This is a genomic window from Pseudomonas fitomaticsae (assembly GCF_021018765.1).
Classification (GTDB): domain Bacteria; phylum Pseudomonadota; class Gammaproteobacteria; order Pseudomonadales; family Pseudomonadaceae; genus Aquipseudomonas; species Aquipseudomonas fitomaticsae.
The window spans coordinates 110,019-122,075 of the sequence record NZ_CP075567.1; the positions used below are offsets into that span (position 1 = coordinate 110,019).

At 62.0% G+C, this 12,057-nt stretch carries 8 protein-coding genes; 7 read left to right on the forward strand and 1 reads right to left on the reverse strand.

What is annotated here, in order from left to right; translation table 11 throughout:
* Positions 1–64 precede the first annotated feature (64 nt).
* The 5 genes from KJY40_RS00535 (at position 65) to KJY40_RS00555 (ending at position 9,292) form a co-directional block, all read left to right on the forward strand.
* A complete protein-coding gene (locus KJY40_RS00535; RefSeq protein ID WP_230734321.1) occupies positions 65–1,069 on the forward strand; it encodes an asparaginase in 1,005 nt (334 codons plus the stop codon).
* Between the two features lie 167 nt (positions 1,070–1,236).
* Positions 1,237–2,232 (forward strand): AraC family transcriptional regulator, encoded by a 996-nt coding sequence (locus KJY40_RS00540; RefSeq protein WP_230734323.1) that lies wholly within the window; start codon positions 1,237–1,239, stop codon positions 2,230–2,232.
* Between the two features lie 256 nt (positions 2,233–2,488).
* Complete coding sequence (locus KJY40_RS00545; RefSeq protein ID WP_007954279.1) at positions 2,489–3,514, forward strand: histone deacetylase family protein; 1,026 nt, start codon at positions 2,489–2,491, stop codon at positions 3,512–3,514.
* Positions 3,511–4,611 carry a polyamine ABC transporter substrate-binding protein gene (locus KJY40_RS00550; protein ID WP_230734325.1) on the forward strand — a complete coding sequence of 367 codons (1,101 nt, stop codon included), beginning with the start codon at positions 3,511–3,513 and terminating at the stop codon, positions 4,609–4,611. Before KJY40_RS00545 ends, KJY40_RS00550 begins: the two co-directional genes overlap by 4 nt.
* An 85-nt stretch (positions 4,612–4,696) precedes the next feature.
* Positions 4,697–9,292: a dermonecrotic toxin domain-containing protein gene (locus KJY40_RS00555; protein WP_321576982.1), complete on the forward strand. Its 4,596-nt coding sequence runs from the start codon at positions 4,697–4,699 to the stop codon at positions 9,290–9,292.
* A gap of 36 nt (positions 9,293–9,328) precedes the next feature.
* Here KJY40_RS00555 and pdxR read toward each other — a convergent pair whose 3' ends face one another.
* Positions 9,329–10,882: a MocR-like pyridoxine biosynthesis transcription factor PdxR gene (gene pdxR, locus KJY40_RS00560; protein ID WP_230734327.1), complete on the reverse strand. Its 1,554-nt coding sequence runs from the start codon at positions 10,880–10,882 to the stop codon at positions 9,329–9,331.
* A gap of 92 nt (positions 10,883–10,974) precedes the next feature.
* Here pdxR and KJY40_RS00565 point away from each other — a divergent pair, with 92 nt between their 5' ends.
* Positions 10,975–11,598, forward strand: a complete 624-nt coding sequence (locus KJY40_RS00565; RefSeq protein ID WP_230734329.1) for an FMN-binding negative transcriptional regulator — start codon at positions 10,975–10,977, stop codon at positions 11,596–11,598.
* A gap of 10 nt (positions 11,599–11,608) precedes the next feature.
* Complete coding sequence (locus KJY40_RS00570) at positions 11,609–12,055, forward strand: GNAT family N-acetyltransferase (RefSeq protein ID WP_011336633.1); 447 nt, start codon at positions 11,609–11,611, stop codon at positions 12,053–12,055.
* Positions 12,056–12,057: the final 2 nt, after the last annotated feature.

Consider the following 12,057-nt stretch of genomic DNA (forward strand, 5'->3'; position numbering starts at 1 on the left):
AGCTGACACACCGCATTCGCGAGCAAGCCCGCTCCCACATGTCATCTCTTGTGGAGACCTTCAGATGATTGCCAATTCCTACCCTGCCGCCCAGCACGTCATGGTGCTGTACACCGGTGGCACCATCGGCATGCAGGCCAGCGCCAATGGCCTGGCCCCGGCGTCCGGTTTCGAAGCGCGGATGCGCGATCACCTGCACAGCCAGCCTGAGTTGGTGGTGCCGCAGTGGCGCTTTCGCGAGATGTCGCCGCTGATCGACAGCGCCAACATGACCCCGGCCTACTGGCAGCAACTGCGTGAAGCGGTGGTCGACGCCGTCGATGTGCAAGGCTGCGACAGCGTGCTGATCCTGCACGGCACCGACACCCTGGCCTACAGCGCCGCTGCCATGAGTTTTCAGCTGCTCGGCCTGCATGCTCGCGTGTGCTTCACCGGCTCGATGCTGCCGGCCGGCGTCACCGACAGCGACGCCTGGGAAAACCTCAGCGGCGCACTGGTTGCCCTCGGCCACGGCCTGGCGCCGGGCGTGCATCTGTATTTCCACGGCGAACTGCTGGCCCCGACCCGTTGCGCGAAAGTGCGCAGCTTCGGCCGTCATCCGTTCAAACGCCTGGAGCGTCAGGGCGGCGGCGTGAAAGCCACGTCCCTGCCGGCCGCGCTGAACTACAACCAGCCCAAGCAACTGGCCAAGGTGGCGGTGTTGCCGCTGTTCCCGGGCATCGGCGCCGAGATCATCGACGGCCTGCTCGACAGCGGCATTCAGGGTCTGGTGCTGGAGTGCTACGGCAGCGGCACCGGGCCGAGCGACAACCCGCAATTCCTCGCCAGCCTCAGCCGGGCGCGGGACAACGGTGTCGTCGTAGTTGCCGTGACGCAGTGCCATGAAGGCGGTGTGGAGCTGGATGTGTATGAAGCCGGCAGCCGCTTGCGTGGCGTTGGCGTGCTGTCCGGTGGCGGCATGACCCGTGAGGCGGCGTTCGGCAAGTTGAATGCTTTGCTGGGTGCAGGCCTTGAGACAGCTGAAGTACGGCGTCTGGTCGAACTCGACCTGTGCGGTGAGCTGGTCTGAGACCACGTCACCCCCCTGTGGGAGCGGGCTTGCCCGCGAAAGCGGTATATCAGATACGTTCACGTCGCCTGACACAACGCATTCGCGAGCAAGCCCGCTCCCACAATTGATTCTTGGTCCGGCATGTAACTTGCTGCGCTCCAGCTATCCCAAGGCTGGAAGATCCTATGCTCCACTCCCACCTCACCACCCTCAACGCCGTCTCCCTGGTGCTCAACACTTTCAGGGATCAGGGCCTGTCCAGCGAAGCGTTGCTGGCCGGCAGCGGCATCAGCGCGGCGGATCTGAGCCGGGCCGACACCCGCATCACCACCAATCAGGAGATGCAGGTCTGCGCCAACGCCGTCGCGCTCAAGCACGACATCGGTCTGGAACTGGGCCGGCGCATGCACGTTTCCTGCTACGGCATCCTCGGTTACGCGCTGCTGACCTGTGCCACCTTCGGTGACGCTTTGCGGCTGGCGATCCGGTATCCGGCGCTGCTGGGAACACTTTTCGAGCTGAGCCTGGAAGACGACGGCGAGCGCGTCTGGTTCGTCGCCGCCGATTATCGCGAAAGCCCGGCAATGGCGGTGTTCAATGCCGAGTTCTGTCTGGTGTCGCTGAAAGTCATCTGTGACGACCTGCTCGGCCACCCGCTACCGCTGCTCGCCACCCGCTTCGAACACTCCGCGCCGGATTACCGCGACAGCTACACCGAACACTTCAAGGCGCCGCTGCACTTCGGCGCCAAGGACAACGCCTTCGCCTTCGACCGGCGCTGGCTCGACCAGCCGCTGCCGCTGGCCGACATCATCACCCACCAGGCCATGGCCGAACGCTGCCGCAAGCAGAACACCGAGTTCACCGGCCGCCAGGCGTGGCTGGGGCGGATCCGCCAGTTGCTCAGCGCACAGCTCAATGCCGCACCGGGGCTGGAAGGTCTGGCGCAGCAAATGAACTGCTCGCCGCGCACCTTGCGCCGGCATTTGAAGGACATGGGTTGCAGCTACCAGGAACTGCTCGACGAACTGCGCTTCGAGCGAGCCAAACAGATGCTTTGCGAGGACCAGTTGCCGATCTATCGCATCGCCGAAACCCTGGGTTTCAGCGAGACCGCGAGCTTCCGCCATGCCTTCGTGCGCTGGAGCGGCGTGGCGCCGAGTCAGTTCCGTCCACACTGACACTTTCCCTGTGGGAGCTGGCTTGCCAGCGATGACGCCGGCGCGTCCGGCAATCAAGTGGCCTGACACTCCGCTATCGCTGGCAAGCCAGCTCCCACAGGTTCCGGGTTCCAGATTCAAGAACCAATAGGAGGGGCGAATTTCGGTCAGTTCTTTTGGCCATATCGATCCCCTTTTGGCCGCCTCTGACGTTCTCCGATTCGCCCAGCGCCGCAACACTGGAGGCAACCGAATCAGCCCCTGCGGAGAACAACAAATGCTGACGATCTACTCTGACGATCACCACCTGCACCATGGCCGCTGCGAATTGATCGACGGGCAGCTCAAGCCCTGCTTCGAGATGCCGTCGCGCGCCGACCACGTGCTGCAACGGGTAAAAAATCAAAACCTCGGCCCGGTCGAAGCGCCGAAGGATTTCGGCCTCGGGCCGATCGAGCGCATTCACAGCCGCGATTACCTCGACTTCTTCAAAGGCGCCTGGGCGCGCTGGACCGAATTCAACACCGACGGCGACTTGCTGCCTTACACCTGGCCGGCGCGCACCTTGCGTCAGGTCAAACCGACCAGCCTGCACGGCCAGCTCGGCTATTACAGCTTCGACGGCGGCGCACCGATCACCGCCGGCACCTGGCAAGCGGCGTACAGCGCAGCCCAAGTGGCGCTGACCGCACAAGCGGAAATCCAGCGCGGCGCCCGTGGTGCCTTCGCCCTGTGCCGTCCGCCGGGACACCACGCTGCCGGTGATTTGATGGGCGGTTATTGCTACCTCAACAACGCCGCCATCGCCGCGCAGGCGTTCCTCGATCAGGGCCACAAGAAGGTCGCGATCCTCGACGTCGACTACCACCACGGCAACGGCACCCAATCGATTTTCTACGAGCGCAGCGACGTGCTGTTCACCTCGATCCACGGCCACCCGGAAGCGGAATTCCCGTTCTTCCTCGGCTACGAAGACGAACGCGGCGAAGGCGCCGGTGAAGGCTTCAACTTCAACTATCCACTGCCGGCCGGTTCCGGCTGGGACGTCTGGAGCGCGGCGCTGGATCAGGCCTGCCAGGAGATCGACAACTACGGTGCCGACATCATCGTCGTGTCGCTGGGTGTCGACACCTTCAAGGACGACCCGATCTCGCAGTTCAAGCTCGACAGTCCGGATTACCTGGCGATGGGCAAACGCATCGCGGCCCTCGGAAAACCGACCCTGTTCGTCATGGAAGGTGGCTACGCGGTGGAAGAAATCGGCATCAACGCGGTGAACGTGCTTGAAGGTTTCGAACAATGAACAGACTCAAGCACCTCATCGCGCCAGCGTTGTGCGCGGCGCTGCTGAGCAGCGGCGCCCACGCGGAAGACCGCACCCTGCGCGTCTACAACTGGTTCGACTACATCACCCCCAAGGCACTGGAAGATTTCAAGGCGCAGAACAGCCAGACCAAACTGGTCTACGACATCTTCGACACCAACGAAGCACTGGAGGCCAAGCTGCTGACCGGCAACTCCGGTTATGACGTGGTGGTGCCGTCCAACGTGTTCCTCGCCAAGCAGATCGAGGCCGGGGTGTTCCAGCCGCTGGATCGCAGCCAGTTGCCGAACTGGAACCACCTCGACCCGAAACTGATGAAGCTGATCGAGGCCAATGACCCGGACAACAAGTTCGCCGTGCCGTACATGTACGGCACCATCCTGATCGGCTTCAACCCGGCCAAGGTCAAGGCAGCGCTGGGCGACAACGCGCCGGTGGACAGCTGGGACCTGATTTTCAAGGAAGAGAACATCAGCAAGCTCAAGCAGTGCGGCGTCGCCCTGCTCGACTCGCCGTCGGAGATCCTGCCGCTGGCCCTGCAACACCTTGGCCTGGATCCCAACAGCAAGAATCCGGCGGATTATGCCAGGGCCGAAGCGCTGCTGATGAAGATTCGTCCGTACGTGACCTACTTCCATTCGTCCAAGTACATGGCCGATATCGCCAACGGCGACATCTGTGTCGCGGTCGGTTATTCAGGCAGCTTCTCGCAAGCGGCCAACCGCGCCAAAGAAGCGAAGAACGGTGTGGTGGTCGACATGCGCCTGCCGAAGGAAGGTGCGCCGATCTGGTTCGACATGCTCGCCATCCCGAAAGGCGCGAAAAACCCGCAGGACGCCTACACCTTCATCAACTACCTGCTGCAACCGCAGGTGATTGCGCCGGTCAGCGATTTTGTCGGCTATCCGAACCCGAACAAGGACGCCACTGCGCAGGTCGATCCGGCGATTCGCAACAACCCGAATCTGTACCCGACCGATGCGGCGATGAACACGCTTTACACCCTGCAACCGTTGCCGCGCGATGCGGAACGGGCACGCACCCGAGCCTGGACCAAGATCAAGTCCGGCACCTGACGTCAGCCACTGAAAAGACCCGCCTTCGCGGGTCTTTTTTTTGCGGTATCCATGTACCGCACCCTGTCCCCGGCAAACCTTTAACGTGTCCCGATCCCGGCGTTGCAGGAGAGCGCCGCTACCGACAAACAAGGACACGGACATGCCTGAAACTCCCCGCCCCGACATCATCGATCTGCAAGCCCGGCTGCTGTCCGGCCCCTCACTCAGGGACGCAGCATCGAATGCCTTGCGCCCGGCGCTGAAGGCCCTGTACCCGAATCTCGACATCGACCCGCAACTGGCAATGGTCGTCACTCCCGGCTGGAGCATCGAAGAGGATCGCGTCGTCGCCGGACCTGAGCAGTTCGAATCACTGACTGACGTCCTGGTGCGTCTGGGTGTCCATGGCACTACCGTGACCTGGCTGGATGGCGAACACTTTCTGACGCGACAACCGGGGAGCGGACCGGTCATTCATCTGCCGGTAAAGATCGAAGCCGTGGGTCGCCTGGTCAACGAACTCGCAGCACTTCTGTTCGTGGCGTACCAGGAGCAGCAACTCGCCTACTGGAATACCGCCACCGCAACGGATGAGCCACGCTGGTATCAGCTGTCGGATGCCTTGCGGGAGCAGTGGAACGTCGTCGATTCACAAGGATGGGACGCCGAACGACTGGCCATGGCCAGAACCGTGTACCGATTTCCCGACAAGCGACAGCGGCTGCAAAACGACCCTTACAAGACACGTGCGTGTCTGATCGATATCGACCGCAATGACAATACGCAAGACCGTCATTTGGCTGTGTTGCCGATCGCTGTTCTGACGGGCACTTCGGGTCAGCGCACGATCATCACCACCTGTTCTGTCACCCAAGGGTTTCGCCATTTCGATTCATACGATGCCCTTGGCAATGCACTGCCTGCTCTGCTGACTCCGTTGACCCGCGCGAGCCGCCTGAAGTGGCGACTGTTCGAACCCGATGGCAACTTCTTCGATCATCAGGCCTGCACGCTGCTGGCGCTGGATGCGGACGTTATCGGCGCATTCGGCCAGTCACTGCACGCAAGCGATACCTCAGTCCTCCCCGTCGGCGAAAGCCTGACAGCGAACGAGCGGGCAACGTCTGATTTCGAACAGCTGCGGCCGCTGCTTCCCGATTGGCTGGACAGTGCCTCCACCGCCGACCAGACCTGTTTCAGCCGGCACCTGCTGGACCTGGCAATCCTGCAAAACCTCACCCGTGGAAAATCCTTTCAACGCGAGATTCCCACGCTCCACGCCTACACCGTGGCGCAGTTGACTGCGCAGATTCGCAAGGATCATCCGACGACACTCGACATCCGGGTCGAGAACATCGAGATCACCATCACCAGCCTGGTCGTGTGGGGTACGTTCGTCGTGCCGGGACAGACAGAGACCCTGACGCTGACGCTCATCGAACTGGCGCTGCAGAACCTCGCCGGTTTGCCGACGGGCATCAAAACCGTCCGCCATGTGGACGGCTCACCCCTCCCGGGCTGGATGACCCCGTCGTATCTCGAGACCCTGGTGACCACGGTGGACATCGGCAATGTCTACCCCGCCATGCTCAAGCGCCGGCTGATCGAAGATCCGGTCGAGGCACCTGCCCTGCGCAAGCTGTACACCGATCAGTTACCGATCGAACTGGCGTTGCTGGCGCTGCAATGCAAGATCCGTAAAGAGAGAGGCCTGGATGAGCAAGGTTATCGCTATGTCGTCGCAGCCCTCGCCACGGCCCCCGGTGACCGGCTGGTGAATGGTCAAAGGATCGTGGTCCGCCCGCTGGCATTCCAGGCCCATCGCATCAACAGCAGCACCGACACCGTGGCCAACATGTTCATCATTGGCCCCGAGGAGGCCGACAAGGGTCCGTGCCTGCTCTATCGACCGTTGCTCGACCCGCCACTGATCCAGTATCCGGGCCAGACCAATTTGCTGTATGCGATCCAGCACTCCCGTTCGCTCCGGCAATCGGTACTGGCCTGGTTGCCTGACGACGTGCGCTTCAATTATTCCCAGTACGTGTTTCCCGGCACGCTGATGTCGGTATGGACGCTCCCGCAATTGCTGGTCGACCCGACTGTCGCGCTGGACATGACCGGGCCGGTCTCACTGGCGCTCGACAATGCCCTCGAAGCGGATGTGGCGACAGCGCTGTTCAATGCCAATGTTCAGGCCATGATCACCCAGGCCGACCGTCAGTCCGTGTCCAACGCCGAAGCCCGCTGGGCAACGCTCAAGCACGGTGGCTGGATGTTGTTCAACGCAGCCTTGCCATTCCTGGGCCGCAGCATGGGCACTGCCGCGTGGATCTGGCAGATCATGGATGACCTGCAGGCCTTGATCGATACGCAAAACGAAACACCGGGAACCATCGAATGGTCGGCCCTGACCGATGTGTTGCTCACGCTGGGCATGATCCTCGCCCACAAGGCGGCGTCCAACCGACAGACACAACATCGAACGGTCACCGTGCCAAAAGAAATGCCCGTACCGCTCAAACCCGAGATCACACGCCTTGCGGACATTGGTGGTGCGGGCTTTCCATCCGCACATGAAACGTCACTGGTCACCGTGGGTGCCCTGAGCCGGTCAAAACCGTCACTCGGCATGCTCCTCGACACACTGAAGGTCGAGAAGCCGGCATCGCTCATCGGGCCCGAGAATGCGGGACCGCACCAACACCTCTACAGCCACGCAGCGAAGTGGTACGCACCCGTGGGCGAGCGCTGGTTCGAGGTGTCCATCAACGATGATGATCTGATGCAGATCATCGACTCGCGCCAAGAGGTCATTCGTACGGGGCCGCTGCTGACCCATGACGCAAAGGGTCAGTGGTTCATCGACCTGCGATTGCGCCTGCGGGGAGGAGGACTGGGCAGCCGCCGGAAAAAAATGCAGCAGGAGAACAAGCAGCGACTGAACCAGAAAAAAGTCGCGCTGGCCGCCTTCGAAGCCACTCTGGGGGACAAACAGCAAGAGTTGATCAACGTACGCAAGGCGATGCTGGGCGCCACACCACAAACTGCGGCGGCGGCACGCCAGCACTTTCTCGACACCCTGGATACCCAGATCCGGGCATATGCCACCCACACCCAGGACCTCAAGGCCCTGAATGCGCTGGAACCCGTTCCGAACTACCGCTCCGCCATGGTCGAACGCCTGTCGCTGCAACTGTTTTTGATGCAGTCCTGGCTTAACGAGCACTCCGTGGACTTTCGCGATGGCTTGCGCACCACGCTGACGCTGCTGGACGAAGAACCACCCACACCGGGCCCTGAACGCTCGGCATCCTTTACCCGCATGACCGACATGACTCAGGGCATGATCGAAAAAATCGAGCTCGCCAATTCGCGCTTCCAGGAGCTCAGCCTGCTGGGCAGGGAAGCCTGCGAGGTCACTCGTGTCTATAAGGCCAAACTGCCGCCCTTCACACTCAGTGATCTCAAACTGCTGCAGATCACACTGGCGGAACACCTGTGCCTGAAAGAAGCGCCCGCCCCAAGCCTTGACGCCCAGATGGCACTCGATCGACTGATCGACGACGCCAGCCTCAACATCCGCAGTGCTCTGGATCTGAGCGGCGATGAAAGCCTGCTCAATCTCGGAGAACGGATCGAGGCCATGGACACCCTGGCCCAACAGTTTTCCGCCATCGACCAGCGCTTCATCGACCTGGCTGCCGAGCATCCCGAGCACATCATTGCCGATCGGCTGGAACATGTACGCACCCGCGTTGCCGAATTCGCCCAAGACACGCTGAACCATCTCACCCGTCTTCTGCAGGAACGGCGCCTCGTCGAGCCGACACCCGGCCCATCCCGCCCCGTCACGACGCCCACGAAAAAGATCATCAAGACCCGCTTCAAAGGCACAGTCGTCGGTGAGCCGCGCAAAGGCGCAGACGGCAGGGACACAGGGCTGGTTGACGTCAAGGCCCCCCTGACCGGCAAAGTCATTGCCACCTTCCATGAAAAAACGCCGGGTGTGTGGCTGCGCAGAGTCACCTCTCGCCCCGTACCGCAAAGACCCGCACCCAGACTGGCGGACAGTCTGGCCAGCGGCCAGGCGTTACTCGACGGGCTCGCGGAATTCGACAGACGCATACAGGCTCAGATCAGACGCGCGCCCAGAATTCCGGCCGAGATTCAGGACCTCTACCAGCAGCATGCCGCACGCTTGCGGGAAGTCATCAAACACATCGATCAGTCGCTGCTCGCCAGCAACCGCACGGAGGAGCGAAACGACGCAGCCGTCACCCTGCGCAATGCTCTCGAGAGCGCAGTCACCACGCTTCATGAGACAGGCCGCAACACCCGCATCAGAATGATCAAGGAACAACCACCCACGGCGGCACGGGTAGAGTGGCTCAAAAGCGAGGGCGAAGTGGACATCGCCAAGGTCACCACCCGGCGTCGACTCAAAGGGCCCGGGAAAGACTATCTGGACGAGTACGAGGTGCTCGATCACAGAACCCGCGAGGTACTGTGGTACGCCCATTTCCACTACGCCAGTACGGCGGATCCCGTCGGATCGTTTACCGCCGCGCATTTGAAGACCGTTGCACAAAGACGGTTGGGAGGCGCCATCGAACAGGACAATGCAGGTCAGGAACTGATCGCCATTTATCGCAGCGAGATCAGTCACGCGCTGGCTTCGTCGCTGTTCTTCAGCTGATGCTCACAGGTCGCGACGGCATGCGGCCTGTCGCGACTATCCGAGCCAGACCTGACGCAAGCGGGCCAGAGCTGACTCGATCGCCGGCTCCGGTACTGCGGCAAATCCCAGCACCAGACCGGCGCGCTGATCCATCGGCGTCGTCGAGTCCCGCAGCCAGTACTTGCTCAAGCCGTGGACTTCCACCTCCACCCTCGCCGCCTGCTCGATCAATTGTTGTTCGCGAGCCACGCTGTCGACCGCCACCGTCAGATGCAGTCCGGCGGACACGGCCGGCAGTTCACCAACACCCGCCAAACCCTGGGGCCAACCGTTGATAAGGGCATTACGCCGGCTCAGGGCGGCGCGGCGCATTCGCCGGATATGCCTCTGAAAATGACCAGCCGCCATGAACTCGGCCATCACCGCCTGAGTGCTCACTTCGGAATGCCGCACATCCACCGCGCGTCGTTGAGCAAAGGCTTCCACCAGTCCCGGCGGGAGCACCAGATACCCCAGTCGCAACGCAGGAAACGCGACTTTGCCGAAAGTGCCGACATAGAGCACACGGCCCTGCCGATCGAGCGCAGCCAACGGAGCCAGCGGCGCGCCGGTGTAGCGATACTCGCCATCGTAGTCATCCTCGATGATCCAGCCCCCGGTGCGCTCGGCCCAGGCCAGCAACTCCAGACGCCGTGCCAGACTCATGACCACACCGGTCGGGTATTGGTGAGATGGGGTTACATAAGCCACCCGACAATCGCCGGCGACGGACAACGCCGCACAATTCATGCCTTCCTCGTCCACCGCGATGCCGTGCAGTCGTCCGCCCGCCACCGCAAATGCATGACCGGCCGCCCGGTAGCCAGGATTTTCGATGGCCACGCCATCACTCGGCTCCACCAGCAACTGTGCACAAAGGCTGATTCCCTGTTGCGCGCCACTGGTGATCACAATTTGCTCAGCGGAACACTGCATGCCACGCGAACTGCGCAAATAAGCGGCGATCAGACCGCGCAGGCGCGCATCGCCCGCCGGGTCGCCATAACACAGTTGCTGCAAGTCGGGTTTACGCCAGAACGCCGCATTCAGCTTGGCCCAGACGTCGAACGGGAACAGGTCGAACGCCGGAACCCCCACCCTGAAAGCCCGTGGCGGACCACTCGGCGGCGTCGGCAAATGGTTCTGTTCAAGCCGTTGCATCGCACCACTGTGGATAACTTTGCTGGATAAATGCCCAGTGGAATTGGCTGAAGCTGTGGATAAGGCTGTGGGTAAGCCTGTTGAAAACCCTGTGGATACTTTTGTGGATAATTTTTTCGCGGGCGCCACCGATTGCGGCAACTGCGCCACATAAGTGCCGTCCCCGACCCGGCCTTCAATGAAACCTTCGGCATACAGCTGATCGTAGGCACGCACCACACTGTTGCGGGAAATCCCCAACGCTGCCGCCAGATCGCGGCTGGCCGGCAGGCGCGTGCCGCTGGCCAGGCGCCCGTCGAGCACCCGCAGGCGCAAGGCCTGGTAGAGCTGACGGCTCAGGCCTTTGCGGCGGTCGAGTTCGATACCGGCGGGGTTGAACGGCAGCGACAGCGTGGTCGAATCGGGCATGACAATGGACCTATGAAATTGGTCATCAATGGCTCTTACAACAGACCAATAGCCTGCCTACGATGCAGCCATTCGCCAAGGAAATTTTCTCCATGTACACGCCCCGCGCCTTTGCCATCGACGACCTGTCCCAACTGCACGAACTGATCCTCGCCACCCGCCTCGCCATTCTGGTGACCCACGGCGAACAAGGCTTGCAGGCCAGTCATGTGCCAGTGCTGCTGCATCGCGAACAAGGTCCGAACGGCACGCTGTACGGGCATCTGGCCAAGGCCAATCCGCAGTGGAAAGACCTGCGCGACGGCGCCGAGGCCATGCTGATTTTTCCCGGTGCCGATGCCTACGTCAGCCCGGGCTTTTACCCGAGCAAGGCCGAACACGGCAAAGTCGTGCCGACCTGGAACTACGTCGCCGTACACGCCTACGGTCATGCCGAAACCTTCAGCGATGGCGGTCGGCTGCTGGACATCGTCAGCACCCTCACCGATCGCCATGAAGCGGGCCGCGCCCAGCCATGGTCGGTCGACGATGCCCCGGCCGATTACATCGACGGCATGCTCAAGGCCATCGTCGGGTTCGCCATTCCGATCGACCGGCTCGAAGGCAAGCGCAAGCTCAGCCAGAACCGCAGCCCCGAAGACATCGCCGGCGTACGCGAAGGCCTGGCCGCCAGCCCCGACATCAACGATCAAACCCTCGCTCACTTGATGCGTTAAGGAAATCACCATGAGTCAGATCGACATCCGCCCGGTCAGCGCCGCCGATCACGCGGCCTGGCTGCCGCTGTGGCAGGCCTACCTGCGCTTCTACAACACTGAATTGCCGGACGCCGTCAGCCAGAGCACCTGGCAGCGCTTTCTCGACCCGAACGAACCGACCCACGCCGCCCTCGCCTGGGCCGACGGCAAAGCGGTGGGCATGGTGCATTTCATCTACCATCGTTCGAACTGGAGCATCGAAAACTCCTGCTACCTGCAAGACCTGCTGGTGGAGCCGCAAACCCGTGGCACCGGCGTCGGCCGCCTGCTGATCGAACACGTTTACGCCACGGCCAAGGCCGACGGTTGCTGCAAGGTGCACTGGCTGACCCACGAAACCAATGCCACGGCGATCCAGCTCTACGAGCGCATCGCCGAACGCCCGGGTTTCATCCAGTTTCGCAAAGCCATTTAAGG